This is a genomic window from Stenotrophomonas sp. 3(2025), assembly GCF_052665395.1.
The window spans coordinates 1-19,488 of the sequence record NZ_JBQOIF010000029.1; the positions used below are offsets into that span (position 1 = coordinate 1).

The 19,488-nt window shown below is 67.2% G+C and carries 20 protein-coding genes and 2 tRNA genes; 6 read left to right on the forward strand and 16 right to left on the reverse strand.

What is annotated here, in order from left to right:
* Window positions 1-180: 180 nt before the first annotated feature.
* The 12 genes from pgsA to ACUXVE_RS17850 form a co-directional block, all read right to left on the reverse strand.
* Window positions 181-807, reverse strand: coding sequence for a CDP-diacylglycerol--glycerol-3-phosphate 3-phosphatidyltransferase (gene pgsA / locus ACUXVE_RS17795; protein ID WP_025875200.1), 627 nt, complete (start codon window positions 805-807; stop codon window positions 181-183).
* Between the two features lie 17 nt (window positions 808-824).
* Window positions 825-2,669: an excinuclease ABC subunit UvrC gene (uvrC, locus tag ACUXVE_RS17800; protein WP_099783504.1), complete on the reverse strand. Its 1,845-nt coding sequence runs from the start codon at window positions 2,667-2,669 to the stop codon at window positions 825-827.
* Window positions 2,666-4,078 carry a hypothetical protein gene (locus ACUXVE_RS17805; RefSeq protein ID WP_222390024.1) on the reverse strand — a complete coding sequence of 471 codons (1,413 nt, stop codon included), beginning with the start codon at window positions 4,076-4,078 and terminating at the stop codon, window positions 2,666-2,668. The genes uvrC and ACUXVE_RS17805 overlap by 4 nt, the downstream gene beginning before the upstream one ends.
* A complete protein-coding gene (locus ACUXVE_RS17810) occupies window positions 4,075-4,563 on the reverse strand; it encodes a low molecular weight protein-tyrosine-phosphatase (protein WP_222390025.1) in 489 nt (162 codons plus the stop codon). The genes ACUXVE_RS17805 and ACUXVE_RS17810 overlap by 4 nt, the downstream gene beginning before the upstream one ends.
* Window positions 4,560-5,333 (reverse strand): 3-deoxy-manno-octulosonate cytidylyltransferase, encoded by a 774-nt coding sequence (gene kdsB / locus ACUXVE_RS17815; RefSeq protein WP_445514895.1) that lies wholly within the window; start codon window positions 5,331-5,333, stop codon window positions 4,560-4,562. The genes ACUXVE_RS17810 and kdsB overlap by 4 nt, the downstream gene beginning before the upstream one ends.
* A 75-nt stretch (window positions 5,334-5,408) precedes the next feature.
* A complete protein-coding gene (lpxK, locus tag ACUXVE_RS17820; RefSeq protein ID WP_025875213.1) occupies window positions 5,409-6,428 on the reverse strand; it encodes a tetraacyldisaccharide 4'-kinase in 1,020 nt (339 codons plus the stop codon).
* A complete protein-coding gene (msbA, locus tag ACUXVE_RS17825) occupies window positions 6,428-8,176 on the reverse strand; it encodes a lipid A export permease/ATP-binding protein MsbA (protein WP_025875215.1) in 1,749 nt (582 codons plus the stop codon). The genes lpxK and msbA overlap by 1 nt, the downstream gene beginning before the upstream one ends.
* On the reverse strand, window positions 8,173-8,595 hold the full coding sequence (locus ACUXVE_RS17830; RefSeq protein ID WP_025875217.1) for an ExbD/TolR family protein: 423 nt from the start codon (window positions 8,593-8,595) through the stop codon (window positions 8,173-8,175). The genes msbA and ACUXVE_RS17830 overlap by 4 nt, the downstream gene beginning before the upstream one ends.
* A 3-nt stretch (window positions 8,596-8,598) precedes the next feature.
* Window positions 8,599-9,261: a MotA/TolQ/ExbB proton channel family protein gene (locus ACUXVE_RS17835; protein ID WP_059063709.1), complete on the reverse strand. Its 663-nt coding sequence runs from the start codon at window positions 9,259-9,261 to the stop codon at window positions 8,599-8,601.
* 3 nt (window positions 9,262-9,264) lie between these two features.
* Complete coding sequence (locus ACUXVE_RS17840; RefSeq protein ID WP_445514896.1) at window positions 9,265-11,676, reverse strand: DNA internalization-related competence protein ComEC/Rec2; 2,412 nt, start codon at window positions 11,674-11,676, stop codon at window positions 9,265-9,267.
* Between the two features lie 70 nt (window positions 11,677-11,746).
* Window positions 11,747-13,090, reverse strand: coding sequence for a sensor histidine kinase (locus tag ACUXVE_RS17845; RefSeq protein ID WP_032975720.1), 1,344 nt, complete (start codon window positions 13,088-13,090; stop codon window positions 11,747-11,749).
* 1 nt (window position 13,091) lies between these two features.
* Entirely contained in the window at window positions 13,092-13,763 is a 672-nt protein-coding gene (locus tag ACUXVE_RS17850) for a response regulator transcription factor (protein ID WP_025875225.1), read from the reverse strand.
* A 144-nt stretch (window positions 13,764-13,907) separates the two neighbouring features.
* On the opposite strand from ACUXVE_RS17850, the gene ACUXVE_RS17855 reads away from it, so the two are divergent.
* Both ACUXVE_RS17855 and ACUXVE_RS17860 read left to right on the forward strand, forming a co-directional pair.
* Window positions 13,908-14,675 carry a MipA/OmpV family protein gene (locus ACUXVE_RS17855; protein WP_222390030.1) on the forward strand — a complete coding sequence of 256 codons (768 nt, stop codon included), beginning with the start codon at window positions 13,908-13,910 and terminating at the stop codon, window positions 14,673-14,675.
* A 39-nt stretch (window positions 14,676-14,714) separates the two neighbouring features.
* Entirely contained in the window at window positions 14,715-15,002 is a 288-nt protein-coding gene (locus ACUXVE_RS17860) for a hypothetical protein (protein WP_025875229.1), read from the forward strand.
* Between the two features lie 8 nt (window positions 15,003-15,010).
* On the opposite strand, the gene ACUXVE_RS17865 is transcribed toward ACUXVE_RS17860, so the two are convergent.
* Complete coding sequence (locus ACUXVE_RS17865) at window positions 15,011-15,151, reverse strand: hypothetical protein (RefSeq protein WP_162887621.1); 141 nt, start codon at window positions 15,149-15,151, stop codon at window positions 15,011-15,013.
* Window positions 15,152-15,258: 107 nt separating this feature from the next.
* Between ACUXVE_RS17865 and ACUXVE_RS17870 the strand changes: the two genes are divergently transcribed.
* The 4 genes from ACUXVE_RS17870 (at window position 15,259) to ACUXVE_RS17885 (ending at window position 16,891) form a co-directional block, all read left to right on the forward strand.
* Window positions 15,259-15,828: a peroxiredoxin family protein gene (locus ACUXVE_RS17870; RefSeq protein WP_093817840.1), complete on the forward strand. Its 570-nt coding sequence runs from the start codon at window positions 15,259-15,261 to the stop codon at window positions 15,826-15,828.
* Window positions 15,829-15,839: 11 nt separating this feature from the next.
* Window positions 15,840-16,034 (forward strand): hypothetical protein, encoded by a 195-nt coding sequence (locus ACUXVE_RS17875; RefSeq protein ID WP_025875233.1) that lies wholly within the window; start codon window positions 15,840-15,842, stop codon window positions 16,032-16,034.
* 65 nt (window positions 16,035-16,099) lie between these two features.
* Complete coding sequence (locus ACUXVE_RS17880; protein WP_032975716.1) at window positions 16,100-16,294, forward strand: hypothetical protein; 195 nt, start codon at window positions 16,100-16,102, stop codon at window positions 16,292-16,294.
* 264 nt (window positions 16,295-16,558) lie between these two features.
* Window positions 16,559-16,891, forward strand: coding sequence for a hypothetical protein (locus ACUXVE_RS17885; RefSeq protein WP_222390031.1), 333 nt, complete (start codon window positions 16,559-16,561; stop codon window positions 16,889-16,891).
* A gap of 113 nt (window positions 16,892-17,004) precedes the next feature.
* Here the strand turns inward: ACUXVE_RS17885 and ACUXVE_RS17890 are convergent.
* From ACUXVE_RS17890 to uvrB, 3 genes are all read right to left on the reverse strand, one after another.
* Window positions 17,005-17,079 (reverse strand) — tRNA-Val (locus ACUXVE_RS17890).
* A 98-nt stretch (window positions 17,080-17,177) separates the two neighbouring features.
* Window positions 17,178-17,252 (reverse strand) — tRNA-Val (locus ACUXVE_RS17895).
* 107 nt (window positions 17,253-17,359) lie between these two features.
* On the reverse strand, window positions 17,360-19,384 hold the full coding sequence (gene uvrB, locus ACUXVE_RS17900) for an excinuclease ABC subunit UvrB (protein ID WP_445514897.1): 2,025 nt from the start codon (window positions 19,382-19,384) through the stop codon (window positions 17,360-17,362).
* Window positions 19,385-19,488: the final 104 nt, after the last annotated feature.

The following is a 19,488-nucleotide window of genomic DNA, read 5'->3' on the forward strand; positions in this document are numbered from 1 at the left end:
TAGATCCACGCCATGCGTGGATGAGGTATCCCGCGTAGAACACACACCCAGTAGATCCACGCCATGCGTGGATGAGGCATCCTGCGTAGAACGCATACCCAGTAGATCCACGCCATGCGTGGATGAAGACGTCCCCGGTGTCAGAGCCCTTTCCTGCGGAAAGGGATCCGACCCCGGTGCTCAGTTGCCCAGCTTCTTCTGCCGCGAACGCTCGCGAGCGGCGCGCTCGTCGTCACGCAGGCTGGGCCAGGCGGCGTGCAGGTACTGCAGGCCCGACCACAGGGTCAGCACCGCGGCAATGGCCAGGGTCCAGTCACCGATATGGAATACCGGCGGGCCCATCCAGATGTCGTCGACCGGCACGTTTGGCGCCACCGAATACAGCAGGCACAGCAGCGCGACCATCTGCGCGGTGGTCTTGACCTTGCCGATCATCGCCACCCGCACCTTGGCACGCTGGCCGAGTTCGGCCATCCACTCGCGCAGCGCCGACACCGCAATCTCGCGGCCGACGATCACCGCCGCCCAGAACGCCATCCACGGGGTCGGATGACCCTGCACGATCAGGAACAGGGCCACCGCCACCATCAGCTTGTCCGCCACCGGGTCGAGGAAGGCGCCGAACGCCGACTCCAGGCCGTAACGGCGCGCGATCCAGCCATCGAGCCAGTCGGTGATCGCGGCCAGGCCGAAGATCGCCGCCGATGCGAAGTTGGTCCAGGTGTAGGGCAGGTAGAACACCAGCACCAGCACCGGGATCATCACGATCCGCAACAGGGTCAGCCAGGTGGGCAGGGTCAACGTCATGCGGCTTTATTCTCTCTCTACTCGGCCGGATCCGGCGCGGCCAACCCGTGCAGGTTAGCGTAGATGCGCGCTGCGAGGGCATCATTGATGCCTTCCACCTTGGCAATTTCCGCTTCTCCGGCCGCTTTCAGGCCAACCAAGCCACCGAAATGCTTCAGCAGGCTGGCGCGCCGGCGCGGCCCGATGCCGGGGATGTCTTCCAGTTTGCTGGTCATCCGGGCCTTCTGCCGGCGCCCGCGATGGCCGGTGATGGCGAAGCGGTGTGCTTCATCGCGCACCTGCTGGATGAACTGCAGGGCGGGATCGGCCGCACCCGGGCGCAGTTCGCGGCCATCGGGCATCACCAGCGCTTCGTGGCCGGCACGGCGTTCCACGCCTTTGGCCACGCCCACCAGCAGCACGTCTTCCACGCCCAGATCGGCCAGCGCCGCCTGGGCCTGTGCCAGCTGGCCGGCGCCACCGTCGATCAGCAGCACATCCGGCAACACGCCCTGCTCTTCCACTGCACGGCGGAAGCGGCGGTCGATCGCCTGGCGCATCGCGGCGTAGTCATCGCCCGGCTCGATGCCACTGATGTTGAAGCGGCGGTACTGCGCACGCACCGGGCCGGCAGCATCGAACACCACGCAGGAGGCCACGGTGGCTTCGCCCATGGTATGGCTGATGTCGAAGCACTCCACCCGCTTCACCGGTTCGGCCAGCCCCAGCATCACCCGCAGCGCTTCGCTGCGCGCGTGCTGCGCGGTGCGGCTGTTGATCTCGGTAGCCAGGGTCAACTGTGCGTTGCGGCTGGCCAGTTCCAGGTAGCCGGCGCGCTCGCCGCGGACGTTCCATTTCAACTGCACCTTGCGCTCGGCCGAGGCCGACAGTGCAGAACCGATCAGATCGGCATCGGGAATTTCGCGGTCGAGCAGGATCTCGCGCGGCGGCTCGAATTCGATGTAGTACTGCGAAACAAAGGCCGCCAGCACTTCATCCGGGCTTTCCTCGCCATTGGTGCGGGGAAAGAACGGGCGGGTGCCCAGGTTGCGGCCATCGCGGAAGGCCAGCAGCATCACGCAGGCCTGCGAGCCCTGCATGGCCACCGCCAGCACGTCGAGGTCGGCCGCGCGGCCGTCCACGTACTGGCGGGTCTGCATGCTGCGCAATGAAGTAATCAGATCGCGCAGTCGCGCGGCCTGCTCGAATTCCAGCGCTTCGCTGGCCACCTGCATCTGCTCGCCGAGCTCCCGGGTCAGCTCATCGCTCTTGCCTTCCAGGAACATCGCCGCGCGGCGCACCGACTCGGCGTAGTCCGCTGCGGGCACCAGTTCCACGCACGGCGCGCTGCAGCGTCCGATCTGATACTGCAGGCAGGGCCGCGAACGGTTGCGGAACACGCTGTCTTCGCAGCTGCGCAGCTTGAACAGTTTGTGCATCAGGTTCAGCGTCTCGCGCACCGCGGTGACGCCGGGATACGGCCCGAAATAGCGGCCAGGAATGGCACGCGGGCCACGATGCAGGGCGATGCGCGGCCAGTCTTCGCGGGTCAGCAGCACATGCGGATAGGTCTTGTCGTCGCGCAGGGACACGTTGTAGCGCGGCGACAGCGACTTGATCAGCTGGTTTTCCAGCAGCAGCGCTTCGGCTTCCGAGCGCGTTACGGTCACGTCCATGCGCACGATCTGCGAGAGCATCGACATGATGCGCGCGTTCTTCGGACTGCCGTTGAAATAGCTGCCCACGCGGTTGCGCAGCGCGCGGGCCTTGCCGACGTACAACAGCGTGTCGTCGGCCGCGTACATGCGGTACACGCCCGGGGCGGTACTCAGCTGGGCCGCGAATGCCTTGCCATCGAAGGTCGGGACAGGAACAACGGTCATTCGCTGATCGGCACTTCGCTGAGCACGCCGCTGTCAGGGTCCAGGCGCAGTACGGTGTGGGAATCGGTTTCGGCGATCCACACCGCGCCGGCACCGACGGCCAGGCCGGCCGGGCCATGCAGGCGCCGCGGCAAGGGCTGGGTGGTCAGTTCGCCACCGCCCAGGCGCAACGTGCGCAGGCGGCCATTGCCGGTGTCGGCGATCCACAGCAACGGGGCATCCGGGCTCAATGCGATCGCCTGCGGGAACTGCAGGCTGGCCTGCGCACGCGGGCCATCGTCCTCGCCGAAACGCCAGGTGCCCTGCCCGACCAGGGTCTGCACCAGGTCTCCGCGCAACTGCAATGAACGGACCGAAGAGCCCAGCGCATCGGCCACGTACAGCACCTGCTGGACCACCGCCACGGCAGTGGGCTGGGCGAACGCGGCCAGATGGCCACTGCCGTCGCGCTCGTCGATGGCGCCGCTGCCGGCGCGCCACTGCAGGCTGCGCTGGCCAAGGTGGTAGCTCCAGATGCGGTTGTCGCCGGCCATGGCAATGTGCAGCTGGTTTTCGGCGATGGCCAGGCCCACCGGATGATCCAGCGACACCTGCCGTGGCTGCGTCACCAGCCCTTCCACGGGGGCGCCCGGACGGCCGTTGCCACACAGGGTGTCGACCAGGCCGGTCAGCAGGTTGATGCGGCGCACCGCATGATTGCCGGTGTCGGCCACGTAAAGCGACTCGCGCTCCAGCGCCAGCGCCTGCGGCCGGTGGAAAGCGGCTTCGGTGAGATTGCCGTCCATGAAGTCGGCGGTACCCAAGCCGAACTGACGCAGCACGCGGCCGCCATGACTGCATTCCAGGATGCGGTGGTGGCCGCTGTCGGCGATGTACAACCGTTCCTGGTTCACCGCCAGACCCATCGGGAATCGCAGCGCCTGGCGGGGTTCGGGGTGCAGCTCGCTGCCGCCACGCGAAGGGGCCGACGGCGCACCCTCGCAGAGGGCATTCAGGGCCCGCTCCAGCTCGCCGGGCACGCCCTGGCCGATCAAGCGCTGCTGTTCGCGACCCTGCGCGTCCAGCAGCACCATGGTCGGCCAGGCGCTGACGCCGAAGCGGCGCCAGCCATCCCAATCGGCATCAAGCAGCACCGGCATGGTCAGGCCCTGGCGGCGCAGCAGTTTCAGCGCAGCCGTGGCATCACGCTCGAAGTCGAAGCGCGGCACCTGCAGCACCAGAGGTTGCAGCTTGCCGGGGTGGCGTGACAGCCACTGGCTGAACTCGGCCAGTCGTTGCGCGCTCCATGCGGAAGCCGCGTTGACGAACAACAGCGCGACCGGCCGGCCACGCAGTTCGGTCAGGGTGCAGGGCGCGGCATTGAGCCAGGCGGCGAACTCGGGCAGGTCCGGGACGGGCTGGATGTTCATGGCCCGATTATGCCGGAGTCGGCGTGATGCAACAGGCGTGCCACGGTGCGTTCGGCAGCAGCGTCGACCAGCGACCAGACCTGTTCGAAATGATCGCTGCCGCCGGTATAGGGATCGGGAATCGCACGTTCGCCCTTCCCGCCCGACCACGGCAGGTACAGCGCCAGGCGCTCGCGCTGGGTGGCAGTGGCAAGGCGTGCGGCATCACGCAGGTTGGCCTCGTCGGCGCACAGGATCCAGTCGAAAGCGTCGAAGTCCTGCCGCTGCAACTGCCGCGCGCGCAGGCTGCCAAGGTCCACCCCGTGTCCGGCCGCGCATGCAATGGCACGCCGGTCGGGTGGCTGGCCCACGTGCCAGTCGCCGGTACCGGCCGAATCGACCTGCACCCGCCCAGCCAGCGCCGAGGCATCCAGGCGGGCACGCAGCGCGCCTTCGGCCATCGGCGAGCGGCAGATGTTGCCGAGGCAGACGACCAGCAGCCTCATCGCGCGGCCATCGCCTGCAGCAGCGTTTCGGCGCGCTGCAGGTCTTCAGGGGTGTCGATGCCCGGCGGGAAGGGTTCGGGCGAGATCGCCACGGCAATCGGGTAGCCCGCTTCCAGCACGCGCAACTGCTCCAGCGATTCCACCTGTTCCAGCGTGCCCGGCCGCATCGAGGCGAACTGCTGCAGGAAACCGGCACGGTAGCCATAGATGCCGATGTGGCGCAGCCACTGATGGCCTCCGGGCAGGGTGTCGCGGCTGCGGGCGAAGCCATCGCGATGCCAGGCGATGGGCGCACGGCTGAAGTACAGGGCCTCGTTGCGCACGTTGCGCACCAGCTTGACCACGTTGGGGTCGAACAGCGTGTGGGCATCCTCGACCGGCGTGGCCAGGGTCGACATCGGTGCGCTGCCCGCCACCAGTGCCTCGGCCACGGTGCGGATGCCGGCAGCCGGCGCGAACGGCTCATCGCCCTGCAGGTTGACCACCACGGTGTCATCGGACCAGCCCGCGATGCGCGCGCACTCGGCCAGGCGATCGGTACCCGAGGCATGCGAGGCAGCGGTCATCGCCACCTTCACTTCCCCCAGGCCGGACAATGCGTCGGCAATGCGCTGGTCGTCGGTCGCGACCCATACCTCACCCGCGCCGGCCTGCAGCGCGCGGCGGGCCACATGCAGCACCATGGGCTCTCCGCCCAGCAGGCGCAGCGGTTTGCCCGGCAGCCGCGAAGCGGCATAGCGGGCCGGGATGGCAACAACGAAGTCGGTCATGCGGGCGGTACTCGGCAGGCGCGATACAGCAGGAATGCGGCCGGCGGCGTCCATTTGCAAGCGCCGCACGGCCCCTCAGTTCGGTCGCAGCTTGTCCAGGCGATCGGTCAACGCGATCCAGAAAGCAGCAGGCATCTCGGCACGCAGCGGCACCGCGTACTGCCAGTCATTGGCGAACGCGCGGCACTTCACGGCATCCTTTTCGGTCATCAGCACCGGCAGCTGGCTGCCAAAGGACAGATCCTGCGGCTGGTAAGCATGATGGTCGGCGAAGGCGTGCGGCACCACGCCGATCGCACGCGCGCGCAGCATGTCGAAGAAGCGTTGCGGATGGGCGATGCCGGCCACGGCATGCACGCGCTGGCCCGCGAAGTACGAAAGGGGACGTGCGCGCCCGCCGGCCAGCGGCTGTGCACTGTCGATGTGCAGGGCCATCGGCCATTGGCCGAAGCCACAGGCCTGGGCAGCCGCCGCTCCATCCGCCTGGCCCAGGTTGACCACCCGGAAATCGCATTCCGCTGCGCGGCTGACCGGCTCGCGCAGCGGGCCGGCGGGAATCATCCGGCCATTGCCATAGCGGCGCTGGGCATCAACCACCTCGATCTCGATGTCGCGCGCCAGCCGGTAGTGCTGCAGGCCGTCATCGCAGACGATCACGTCGCAGCCGGCGGCGATCAACGCCTTGCCCGCTGCCACGCGGTCACTGTCCACGCGTACCGGCACGCCGGTTTTCCAGGCGATCAGCACCGGCTCGTCGCCCCCCAGGGCGGTCGGCGTATCGGCTTCCACCCAACGTGCCTTGTCCGCTTGCTCACGGCCGTAGCCGCGGCTGGCGACACCGGGCTTCCAGCCCGCGGCCCGCAGGCGCTCGACCAGGGCGATGGTCAGCGGCGTCTTGCCGGTGCCGCCGGCGGTGATGTTGCCGACCACGATGACCGGCACCGCCAGCGCATGGCGCTTGCGCCAGCCACGCCGGTACAGGCGCCGGCGCAGCGCGGTGACACCGGCATACAGCGGTGCCAGCAGTCGCATCGGCCACGGAGCCGGGCTGCCGTCGTACCAGTACGGCGGGGTCTGGGTACCTTTGCCCGCCATCAGTCCTGCCTTTCGCGGAACTGCATGTTGTGCAGGTGCTGGTACAGGCCGCCCATCGACAGCAGCTCCTGGTGGGTGCCGCGTTCAACGATGCGGCCATGGTCCATCACCAGCACCTGGTCGGCATGCTCGATGGTCGACAGGCGATGCGCGATCACCAGCGTGGTGCGCTCGGGCATCAAGCGCTGCAGCGCATCCTGCACCAGGCGCTCGGATTCGTTGTCCAGCGCCGCGGTGGCCTCGTCCAGGATCAGGATCGGTGCATCGCGCAGGATCGCGCGGGCGATCGCCAGGCGCTGGCGTTGGCCGCCGGACAGCAGCGCGCCATTCTCGCCTACCGGCGTCTGCAACTGCTGCGGCATGCGTGCGATGAACTCCCAGGCATTGGCCGCCTCGGCAGCTGCACGGATCTGCTCGTCGGTGGCATCCATGCCGTAGGCGATGTTGGCCGCGATGGTGTCGTCGAACAGCATGACCTTCTGGCCGACGATGGCCACCTGCCGGCGCAGATCGGCCAACGGATACTCATCCAGGGCAACGCCGTCGAGCAGGATGCGGCCACCGTTGGGTTCGTAGAAGCGCGGCACCAGCCGGATCAGGCTGGTCTTGCCGCTGCCGGAACGACCGACGATGGCGGTGACCGTGCCCGGCCTGGCAACGAAGCTGATGTCGTCCAGGGCGATGCCACTGTCTTCACGGTAACGCAGCATGACGTGCTCGAAGGCCAGTTCGCCGCGTACGCGCTGCACCGCGTGCTTGCCCTCGTCGCGCTCGACCGGCATGTCGATGATGCCGAACAGGCGCTCGGCCGCAGCCACACCGCGCGAGATCGAAGTCTGCACGCTGGTCAGCCGCCGCAGCGACGGAATGATGGCCATCATCGACGTCATCAGGCCCATGAACTGGCCCGCATTGAGCTTGCCGGCCAGTGCCTCGCGGGTGGACACCCAGACGATGACCGCCAGCGCCAGCGCCGCCAGGAACTGGACCACGCTGGAAGCCGCCGCGCGGGTCACTTCCACCTTCATGTTCAGCGCCAGCATGCGGTTGGCCAGGCGCGAGTAGCGCGAGATCTCGTGCTGCTGGGTGCCGTGTACCTTCACTTCCTGCTGCGCGGCCAGCGACTGCTCGGCGGTCTGCGCCATGGTGCCCATGCCGTCCTGGATGCCGCGGCTGATGCGCCGGTAGCGCTTGCCCACGTAGGACACGATCACGCCGATCAGCGGCACCACCACCAGCATCGCCAGGGTCACCTTGACGCTCATCTGCAGCATCACCGCCAGCATGGCGATGATGGTCAGGGTATCGGCCACCACGGTCTTCAGCGCGTCGGCACTGGCCTGGGTGACCTGTTCGGTGTCGAAGTTCAGGCGGCTGACCATCACCGGCGTCGCCTCGGCATCGAAATGCGAGGACGGCAGGTGCAGGTACTTCTGCAGCACCTGTTCACGCAGGTCGCGGACCACGCTGCGGCCGGTCTTGGCCAGCGTGTAGTCGCTGACCCAGGTGGCCACGCTGCGCATCAGGAACAGGCCGAGAATGGTCAGCGGCAGGATCACCGCCATGCGCGGCTCGGGGTTGACGAACCCGCGGTTGACCAGCGGTTCCATCAGCTTGGTGAAGTGATAGCCGGCCAAGGCTTCGACCACCATCGCGATGACCGCGCCGATCATGAACACCCAGTAGGTGCGGGTGTAGCCCAGCAGACGTTTGTAGATCGGCCACACTGGCGCGTGATGGGAACTCATGGACGCACCTCTGGCGCTGTTGCAATGGCGATACGACGGAAGCCGAGCTGGCCCAGCGCGTCCTGCGCGGTGACCACGGCCTGGTAGGGAGTGCGCGCGTCGGCACGCAGCAGCACGGTCTGTTCGCGGTCGCTGCCGGCGACGGCCGCAATGGTCTGCTTGACCGACTCGACGTCGCTGCGCAGCACTTCCTGATCGTTGACGAAGTAGCGGCCGTCAGCGTTGATCAGCACGCTCAGCGAGCGCGGCGGCTCGTTGGTCTGCTGCTGGCTGGCGGTCGGCAGCTGCACCTGCAGGGTCGATCGCGCGTCGAAGGTGGTGGTGACCACGAAGAAGATGATCAGCACCAGGATGACGTCGATCAGCGGCACCAGGTCGATATGCGGCTCATCCTGGGACCGGTCGTTGCCGATACGCATCGATCAGGCCTTTGCCGTAGCGGCGGAAGGCGCGCGCGCAGCGGGGGCCGGGGTCATCACCCCGGGGCGACCGTCCAGCGTATCCAGCAGCGCGCTGGCTTCCTGCTCCATCTCCACCACGTAGCCGTGGATGCGGCCCTTGAAGAAGCGGTGGAACATCAGCGCCGGGATGGCCACGATCATGCCGGTGGCGGTGCACACCAGTGCCTTGCCGATACCGCCGGCAAGCTGGTTCACATCACCCACGCCGTGGTCGAGGATGCCCAGGAACATCTGGATCATGCCGACCACGGTGCCCAGCAGGCCCAGCAACGGGCCGGCCGAGGCGATGGTGCCCAGCGCGTTGAGGAAACGCTCCATGCGGTGCACCAGATGGCGACCGGTGTCCTCGATGCGCTCGCGGATCTGGTCGCGCGGGCGGTTGCGCGCTTCCAGCGCGGCGGCCAGCAGGGCACCCAACGGTGAATTGGCACGCAGAGTCTGCAGGTGCGCCGGGTCCAGCTTGCCGCGCGCGGCCCAGTTGCGCACCTCCTGGCCCAGGCCAGGCGGCAGCACCTCGTTACGCCGCAAGGACCAGAAACGCTCCAGGACGATCGCCAAAGCCAGTACGCCCAACAGCAGCAGCGGCACCATCGGCCAGCCACCGGCCTTGACCAGTTCCCACACGTTTCAACCCTCCGGCCCAGCGGCCGCTTGTTCGATCGGCGATAGGATAGCAGCCGACCGCGCCCGCCCAGCGGCATCCCACCACCGGGCGGCGTGGATACGCTGTTCACGCAGCTGCAGGCCTTGTGCGCCAAGCCATACGCGGATCGCGTCGGACTCGGCGGTGGACAGCACTTCGGCGCCCGCCGCCTGCCAGCGCCGCACCACGTCACGTTTCGGGTGGCCAAAGTGGTTCCGGTGCCCGGCCGAGACTAGCGCCAGCCGCGGCGCCACCGCCTTCACCCAGTCCGGCGTGGAACTGCCTCCGCTGCCGTGATGGGGCACCAGCACCACGTCCGCACGCAGCATATCGGCAGCGCCCGCCAGCAGCGCCTGTTCGCCTTGCCGGCCGATGTCACCGGGCAGCAGCACCACCCCGTGCGCGCCAGCAACCCGCAGCACGCAACTGGCTTCGTTGTCGGCGCCCTTCCCGCCAACGGCAGGGAACGCGGCGGGCGGATGCAGCACCTGGAAATCGACCCCGTCCCATTGCCAGCGCAGGCCCTGTTGGCAGCTGCCGGCCGTGGCAATCGCACTGCCCGGTGGAGCCAGGACGTCCAGTCCCGGCAGTTGCTGGCGCAACGCGACGAGGTTGCCGCTGTGGTCCAGGTGGTCGTGACTGATCATCACCTGTGCCGGCGGCTCCAGCCCCAACGCCCGCAACGTCGGCAGCAGCATCCGCTCCTCGCCCCCGCTGGCGGCTGGTGGGCCGACGTCATACCAGAATGCGTGCTGGGCGGTCCGCAGCAGTACCGCAGCGCCCTGGCCGACATCGTGCACCACCAGTTCCAGCTCACCCCATTGCGGTCCCGACCGTGCCGGCCACAGCAACGGCAGGCATAGCAGAGAGCCGGCAATCCCGGCCCCGGCACCGCGTGGCAACAGCCACCAGAACACCCCCAGCAAGGCCGCCGGCAACGCCCAGGCCGGCCCCTGCGCCAGCCACCACATCGCCTCCGGATGCGCGGCCAACGGCTGCAGCAGCTGCCAACTGGCCTCGAACACCCAGGCGGCTGCTCGCCAGGGCAACTTCCCTGCCCCGGTGCACAGGGCCTCCAGAGCAGTTCCCAGCAGAGCCAAGGGCACCACCAGCAGGCTCCACAGCGGGATGATCGGCAGGTTCACCAGTGGCCCCAGCCGTGCGGCGCCACCGAACAGTGCCACCGCCAGCGGCAGCAGAGCGACGCTGGCCACCCCCTGCCCTGCCAGAGCGCCGCGCAGCATTGCGGCGAACCCTTTCGGCCGCCCCTGCGGCAAGCACCACAATAACCACAGCACCCCGCCGAAACTGAGCCAGAAGCCCGCAGACAGCACCGACAGCGGTGCCGGCAGCAGCATCGCCAGCGCGGCCAGCGCCAGCCCCTGCGCTACCGTCACCGGACGGCGGGCGACGCGCGCCAGGGCCAGCACCGCGATCATCAGCGCGGTACGCACGGTCGGCAGCTCGCTGCCTGCAACAAAGGCATAGCCGGCTGCTGCCACCGCCGCCGCACAGGCCGCCGCCTGCGGTCGTGGCCAGAACCGGGCAAGCCCCGGCCAGAATCGCCAGAGCGCAGAGCACAGCAATGCGGCGAAGCCCGCGACCAGGCCGACATGGAAGCCGGAGATGGCGATCAGATGGGTCAGGCCCAGCGCGCGCAGCTGCGCCCAATCGGTGTCGGACAGGCCGCGCGTATCGCCCAGCGCCAGGGCCTGGATGAACCGCGCAGACGGGCGTGCGACCTGCCTGGCAATGGCGGCACTGGTGCGCTCGCGCCACGCAGGTAGACCATGCGCAGGGCGCAGCTGTCGCGTGGAATTCAAGTCGCGCACGCTGGCGTTCCCTGCCAGCCCACGCAGCAGCGCATGCCGCTCGCCATCGAAGCCCCCCGGATTGATGCGTGAACGTGGTGGTCGCACGCGCAGCGACAACTGCCAATCCGCCCCGGCGTGAAGGCGCCGTCTCTGATCAACCCCGGCGTCGGTCGGCCCACCCCGTGGCGCGTGCCAGAGCACCTGCAGCCGCTTTCCACGCAGCGTCGGCATCGCATCGGACATATCCACCCGGAACTCGAACCGGGTGTGTGCAGGGGTTTCCTTCGGCAGATCGATCACCTGCCCCCGGACGAGCACATCCTGCGCGGCAGAACCGGCCGGCAGCTGCGTCTGCATTGCCCAATACCCGTGGCAGCAAGTCCAGGCCAAGCCGAACAGCAACGCAGCCGCCGCGCGTCCGCGCCAGCGCAACACCCAGCCCAACGCGGCCACGGCGGTCGCCGCAACAGAAGCCCACAGCGGTGGCAACACCGGCAGCAGCACGCAGACCAACGCACCGGCAACCAGAGCGGCGGCGCACGCGGGGCCAAACAGGGGCGACAAGGTCCGATCGGCAGCCATCGACACAGCGTGCCGAGGCGCGGCCTCACCCAGCCATCAGGCAACGCCGTGTGGCGTTGTCAGCGCCCGGCTAGCGGCGCACGCTGCCGCGGTGGAAGTTGACCCGAAAGCTCGCGCCGCCCCCAACGGCCTCGCCCACGCTCACCGTACCGCCGTGGTGCTGCACGATCTCCTTGACCAGATGCAGGCCGAGGCCGCTGCCACTGCCAGCAGCACGCAGGCGGTGGAACGGCTCGAAGATCGCCTCGCGGTCACCGACCGGCACGCCAGCGCCCTGGTCACTGACTTCCAGCAGGCCCTGCCGGTCCAGACGCACGCAGATGGTGCCGCGCCCGCCGCCGTGGACGATGGCGTTGTGCACCAGGTTGGCGATCACCCGCCCCAGGGCGAGGCCATCGCCATGGATCCATACCGGCGTCTCCGGCGCATCCACTTCGAAGCCGTAGCCGGCGCCAACCACCAGAGGCGCAAGGTCGGCGGCCGCTTCGCGCACGACATGCGCCAGGTCCAGGCGCTGCAGCGCTGCGACGTTCCGGTCCAGGCGCTGCAGGTCGAGCAGGTGCTCGGCGACGTTGCCGAGACGGGCGACATCGGTCAACAGCTGCGATTTGAGCTCCCCCTGCGGCAACTGCGACAGGCGCGCCTGCACCACCGCAATCGGTACCCGCAGCTCATGGGCGGCGTCGGCCAGGAATTTATCGCGTGCTGCGTAGCCCTGCTGCACCTTGTCGATCGCATCGTTGAACGCTTCGACCAGAGGCGCGACCTCGGTCGACACCAGCTGCGCGTCCAGGCGCGCACCGGGCTGGCCGATATCCAGCTCCTTGGCCTGCTGCGCGGACCGGCGCACGCCACGCATGGCGCGATGGATCACTGTCGGCATCACCAGCAGCGTGACCACGATCAACGGCAGGAAAAACCACAGGCCGATCAACCGCAGCACCATCAATGCGCCATCCAGCAGGCCGCCCTTCGGCGCCCCACCCACCATCACCGTGATGCGGCGGCCGTCTTCGTTGCGGATCATCACCCGCGCCACATCCAGGTACGGCGGCACCAGCGAACCCAGCTCGGTGGCACCCAGTGTCGGCAGGCGGGCCAGCAGCGGCGCGTGAATGGCAGGCAGCGTGCCGCGCTGCAGCCATGCACCGCGATCGTCCACCGCCGCGAACCACAGGTTGCCACCGGCACGCGCATCGAGCTTCTGCCAGCGCGCTTCGTCCAGCACCAGACGGCCGCCTTCGCTGTGCACTGCGTTGGCCGCACTCTCGGCCATGAACATGTCCATACCCCAGGTGTCCTTGTCGCCCCAGGTCAGGATCAGCGCGACGACGGCGAACAACACCGTGAACGCTTGCGCCAGGAACAGCCGCCATGCCAGTCCAAGGGTGATCGAACGGATCGGTCGTGCCATCTCAGGCCTCCGCCAGCAGGTAGCCGACGCCGCGGATCACGTGGATCTCCACACCCGCCCCGGCCTGCTGCAGCGCCTTGCGCAGCTTGGAAATATGCGCGTCGAGCGCGTTGGACTGGATCTCATCATCGAATCCGTACACCGCCGCTTCCAACGCGCTGCGGGTGACCGTGCGCCCCTGCCGCATCGCCAGCGCCTGCAGCACCAGCACCTGCCGCCGCGGCAGTGCAACCGGCTGGCCATCCACCTGCGCCTGCAGCGATTCGAAATCGAACTCCAGCCGGCCCAGCCGCAACCGGGGGGTCACCATCGCCGACGGTCGACGCGAGACGGCGCGGATGCGCGCCATCAGCTCTTCGATCGCCACCGGCTTGACCAGGTAGTCATCGGCACCGACATCCAGCCCCTCCACCTTGTCCGACAGCCCACCCTTGGCAGTGAGCATGATCACCGCCAGGTTCGGCCGCAGCGCACGGGCAGTCGCCACGAAGCCCACGCCATCACCATCGGGCAGCTGCCGATCGAGCAGCATCAGCTGATGCACCGGCTCACGCAGGGCGAGCGCAGCCTCGGCCAGGCTGCCGACCACGTCGGCGACCACACCCTGGCGCTCGAGCCCGGACTGCAGGGCTCGCGAGAGATCGGGGTCATCTTCGACCAGGAGAATGCGCATCGGGGGCTCGGCAACCGGAAACGGTGCCGATCATAGTGCCTTCGGCGTGCAGGTGGCGGCGGTGCCAGCAGATTGCGCCTGCGCAATGTTCCGACAATGTTGCGCGCGCAGCATGCATCGCCATCCCTGCAACGCACTACATCGATGACCTCACTGTCCCCCGCCCTGCTGCGCCCCCTGCTGTGCACCGTCGCTCTGTCCACGCCGCTGCTGGCCACCGCGCAGGAACAGGCTCCGGGGATACAGGCCGGCATCACCTTCGGCGCGACCACTGGCGCCTACGCGCACTATGACGACAAGCCGCTGGTGCTGCCGGCGCTGTCCTGGCAGGGCAAGCGCTTCTTCGCCAGCCCCGGTTCGCTTGGCATGAACCTCTACAAGGCCGACGGCCTGCGCCTGTCGGCGGTGGCGACGCCCTACACGTTGCGTTTCAAGACCGACGACGTGAACGATCCGCAGCTGCGCCGCCTGCACAGCCGGCAGATGTCGGCGATGGTCGGCATCAACGCCGACTACAGCGCGGACTGGGGCGCGGTGGCGGCCAGCGTGAAGCGCGAAGTGAGCGGGCACGGCGGCGGCGTTGAATCCAGCCTGCATTACAGCTATCCGATCCAGGCCGGCCGTTTCACCTGGGTTCCTCGCGTGGGCGTGGTGCATTCCAGCGCCCGCCTGCTCGACTACTACTACGGCATCAGTGACGAGGAAGCGCTGCGCTCCGGGCTGGCGGCCTACACGCCCGGCAGTGCCACCTCGCCGAGCCTGCAGATCGCGGTCAGCACGCCCCTGGGTACGAAATGGCGCGCGACCGGCGTCGTCGCCAACCAGTGGTTCGGTGATGCCGTCGAAGATAGCCCGATGGCACGGCGCAGCAGCCAGACCTCCGCTTTCATCTCGCTGATGCGCGCGTTCTGACCGAACCTGCATCCGCCCCACGGACAACAAGGATCCCGCATGGCCGCAGTCACCCCCACCGCCGATGCCAACGCGATCCTGCGCGCGCCGGATCTGGACAGCGCCGAGCGCGCCTACCTGGGCCTGCTGCCGGACATGGATCATGTGGACGCGTTGACCCGACGTGCACTTGGCCTGTCACGCGCTGCCGATGCTGCGCGCGGATACGCACTGTCGATGACCCTGGTCGGCCTGCGCCTGCAGGAGCTGGAGATGGGCGAGCCGTGTGCCGCCGAATATCGCCAGGCGACGCTGCGCAGCCTGCGCCAGGCCTTCACTGCGGCCTGAGCGTCCCGTCAGCGGAAGGTCGTCCAGGCCAGCACCGCAGACAGCAGTGCGACCCAGATCACGGCCTTGAAGGTGCCTTCCAGCATGTTGCCGCCGAACAGCAGTTCGATGATCGGGTTAGGCCGGGAAACGGGAGCATGGTCACTCATTGTGGCGTCCTGAGGTTTGGGAACTGCGTCACCGATGATACAAAAGCTTGACATTCCTGTTGCTGTTTCCGGTATGGTCGATGCAACGCGGCGTTCAAGGATGATCGATGCTCAAGCGTGCACTGTTTCCCGTAGTCGCCTTGCTGCTGGCCGCACTGGTCATCATGCTCTCCTGGCAGAACCGCCAGTTGCGCCAGGTCAACGAGCAGATGGCGGCGCAGCTGCAGCAGACGCAGCTGGACGCGCATGGCCTTGCAACCGGCACCCGACCTGAACCGTTGACCCTGCGGACGACGCAGCAGACCCATGTCGATATCGGTGGCGCGCGCGGCGTGCCGCAGATCCTCTACTTCTTCTCTACCGCCTGCCGTTACTGCCTGGCCTCGGTGCCACAACTGCAGCAGATCGCGGCTGCGCGAGGCAGTGCCGAGCTGGTGGGCGTGGGCCTGCCACCGTACGACCAGCTTGCCGACTACGCAGGCAAGCACGCGCTGGCGTTTCCGATCGCCGTCGACGATCAGGGCGAAGTCTCCAAGCGCTACCGCGCCACGCTGACACCGATGCTGATGGTGCTGGCCGCAGACGGCAGCATCGCCTACAAGCATGTCGGCCAGCTCGACACCGGGACGGTGCAGGCCGTCGCCAACGCAATGAATCCGGGAAGCCACACCAACTGAAGGAGATACACATGATCGGGAAGAAAACGCTGTTCTCGTCCGTCGCCGGTATCGTCATCGTTGCTGCAATGTCATTCGGGGCCGCACAGGCCTTCGCCACGCCGGTGAAGACCGGCTTCGCACCAGGGTGCGTGGATACCCCCGGGTGCATGTTCGGCGGCAATGGCCGCGCCGGCGGCACGCGCATCTGCTGCGTCGCCAACTGATCCCGCTTCGACACCGCCCCGCACGCGGTGACTTCATGTTCCATCGCCATTCCAAGGAGATACACATGATCGGAAAGAAGAAGCTGTTCTCGTCCATTGCCGGCCTCGTCGTGGTGGCCGCCATGTCATTCGGTGCCGCGCAGGCCTTCGCCACTCCGGCCAAGGCCGGGTTCGCACCGGGCTGTGAATTCACCCCGGGTTGTCCGTATGGCGGCTCAGGGCATTGGTCCGGCCCTCGCCTGTGCTGCGATCCGCTCTGAGCCCGCCTGATGGTTCCAGCCATGTCGTGACCTGAGCCCAGGCTTCCCGGCCAAAGAGGGTCACCTACAGGCAAAACGGGCCGGACTGCCTTCACGGGTGGCCCGGCCCTTTTTCATGATCGTGTTCTGCCGCCGCCCCGGCCGGGCACGGATTCATCCTTGCTGGCTCTGGTTGGCACGCGCTTTTCCGGTTTTCGTCGCATGCCGGTTTCACAGCGCGGGCCGCAGTGCAACGCTGGGCTCCCTTCTCCGGAGCACCGTGCCATGCCGATGCTTGCCCTGCTGCTGTTGATGGCCGGTCTATGCAACCGCGACGACAGCATTGGAAGCGATTCACTTCGGATGCAGATCCTGCAGGCCGACGCCCAGCATGCCGTCCGCGCGCCTGCCACGTACGGCCAGACGCACAGCCAGAGCGTGCGAATCCTGCGCCTGAGTGCTGATCGCGTACTCGAGGTGGCCCACGCTCGCGTGCACGGTGATGTGCACGATGTACAACGTGGGCAGTCGCACACCCGGGGACTGCTGCAACTGTGGCAACGCGTGGATGGCCGTTGGCAGCTGCAGCGCAGCGCCAGCGTCGAGCAACGCGGTTGACGGTGGCAGCAAGCCGGCCAGGCTGGAACGAGCGCGGATCGCAGGCACAAAAAAACCGGCCCAGGGCCGGCTTTCATCGTGTTCACCGCTGCTCCGGCCATGCCGGGAACCGGTGGTGGGCGGTACAGGGTTCGAACCTGTGACCCCTACCATGTCAAGGTAGTGCTCTACCGCTGAGCTAACCGCCCAAATATTCCGTGCAGCCCGCAGGCTGGTGCTTCTACGTAAAAACCCGGCGCCAGGGCCGGGCTTTTCATGCTCACGACAGCCCCCGGGGGGGACTTCGTGGTGGGCGGTACAGGGTTCGAACCTGTGACCCCTACCATGTCAAGGTAGTGCTCTACCGCTGAGCTAACCGCCCGTTTGTTGCTTCTGCAGCGCCGCGATTGCGTCGGTGCAGGCCGCGTATATTACGGACGACGACCGGCAAGCGCAATACTTTTGTGAAGAAAAGCCGCTTTACCGCGTTCAGCCCAGGCTGGCTTCCTTCAGCTGCCTGATCTGGTCGCGCACCCGGGCGGCATCCTCGAATTCCAGGTCCTTGGCATGCTGGTACATCCGCTGCTCCAGGGCCTTGAGGCGAGCGGCCAGCTGCGCCGGACTGAGCGAACGGTAGTCGACCGTGTCCTCAGCCACCCCGGAACGGCCTTTGCCCTTGCCCTTGCGGGACTCCTTCTCGGCCGCGTCCGAGCGCGCCCCCTCCAGCACGTCGACGATCGGCCGCGCCACGGAGCGCGGAGTGATGCCATGCTGCAGGTTGTACTCGACCTGCTTGGTGCGACGGCGGTCGGTTTCATCAATCGCTGCCTGCATCGAACGGGTGATCTTGTCCGCATACAGGATCGCCTTGCCGCGCACGTTGCGGGCCGCACGGCCGATGGTCTGGATCAACGAACCGGTCGAGCGCAGGAAGCCTTCCTTGTCCGCATCCAGGATCGCCACCAGCGAGACCTCGGGCATGTCGAGCCCCTCGCGCAACAGGTTGATGCCGACCAGCACATCGAACTTGCCCAGACGCAGGTCACGGATGATCTCCACGCGTTCAACGGTATCGATGTCCGAGTGCAGGTAGCGCACGCGGATGCCGTGCTCGGTCAGGTACTCGGTGAGGTTTTCGGCCATGCGCTTGGTCAGGGTGGTGACCAGCACGCGGTCACCGGCCTTGATCCGCTCGTTGGCCTCGCTCATCAGGTCATCGACCTGGGTGCCGACCGGGCGGATCTCCACCACGGGGTCGATCAGGCCGGTCGGGCGCACGACCAGCTCGGCCATGTCCTCTCCAGCCTCGCGGAACTCATACGGACCCGGTGTCGCCGACACATAGATGCTGCGCGGGCAGCGCGCCTCCCACTCCTCGAAGCGCAGCGGACGGTTGTCCAGTGCCGACGGCAGGCGGAAGCCGAACTCGACCAGGGTTTCCTTGCGCGACCGGTCACCCTTGAACATGGCACCGATCTGCGGAATGGTCACGTGCGATTCGTCGATCACCAGCAGCGCATCAGCCGGCAGATAATCGAACAGGGTCGGTGGCGGCTCGCCCGCGTTCTTGCCGGTTAAATGCCGCGAGTAGTTCTCGATGCCGTTGCAGAACCCCACTTCGGCCATCATCTCGAGGTCGAACTGGGTGCGCTGGGCCAGGCGCTGCGCCTCAACCAGCTTGTTTTGTGCATACAGCTGCTCCAACCGCTCCTTCAGCTCGACCTTGATGGTCTCCACCGCCGCCAGCACCCGTTCACGCGTGGTCGCATAGTGGGTCTTCGGGTACACGGTGAAGCGCATGAGGTTGCGCATGGTCTCGCCGGTGAGCGGATCGAACATCGTGATCTTTTCCACCTCGCCATCGAACAGTTCGATGCGCAGGGCCTCACTGTCCGATTCCGCCGGGAACACGTCGATCACTTCACCACGCACGCGGAAGGTGCCGCGCTGCAGCTCGTATTCGTTGCGCGTGTACTGCAGCTGGGTCAGGTGATTGATCAGGTCGCGCTGGTCGATGCGCTCGCCCTTGGACAGGATCAGGCGCAGCGAGAGGTAGTCTTCCGGCGCACCCAGGCCGTAGATGGCCGACACGGTCGCCACCACGATCGCATCCGGTCGCGACAGCAGGGTCTTGGTCGCCGCCAGCCGCATCTGTTCGATGTGCTCGTTGATCGAACTGTCCTTCTCGATGAAGGTGTCCGACGACGGCACGTAGGCTTCCGGCTGGTAGTAATCGTAATAGCTGACGAAGTACTCCACCGCGTTGTGCGGGAAGAACGCCTTGAACTCACCGTACAGCTGCGCTGCCAGGGTCTTGTTCGGCGCCATGATCAACGTCGGCTTCTGCACCTGCTGGATGACGTTGGCGATGGTGTAGGTCTTGCCCGAGCCGGTGACGCCGAGCAGGGTCTGCTTGGCGACGCCAGCCTCGAAATTGCTGGTCAGCTTGGCGATGGCATCGGGCTGGTCTCCCGCCGGCGAATACGGCGAGACAAGTTGAAAACTGTCGCTCATGGTGTTGCCAGGTCTCGGGGGAGATAAGTATAGAGGGCGTCCGGTGACGGTCGGCTGAGGGAAAGCCCCTCTCAAAGGTGGGGGTCAGGCTGATGGTTGCAACC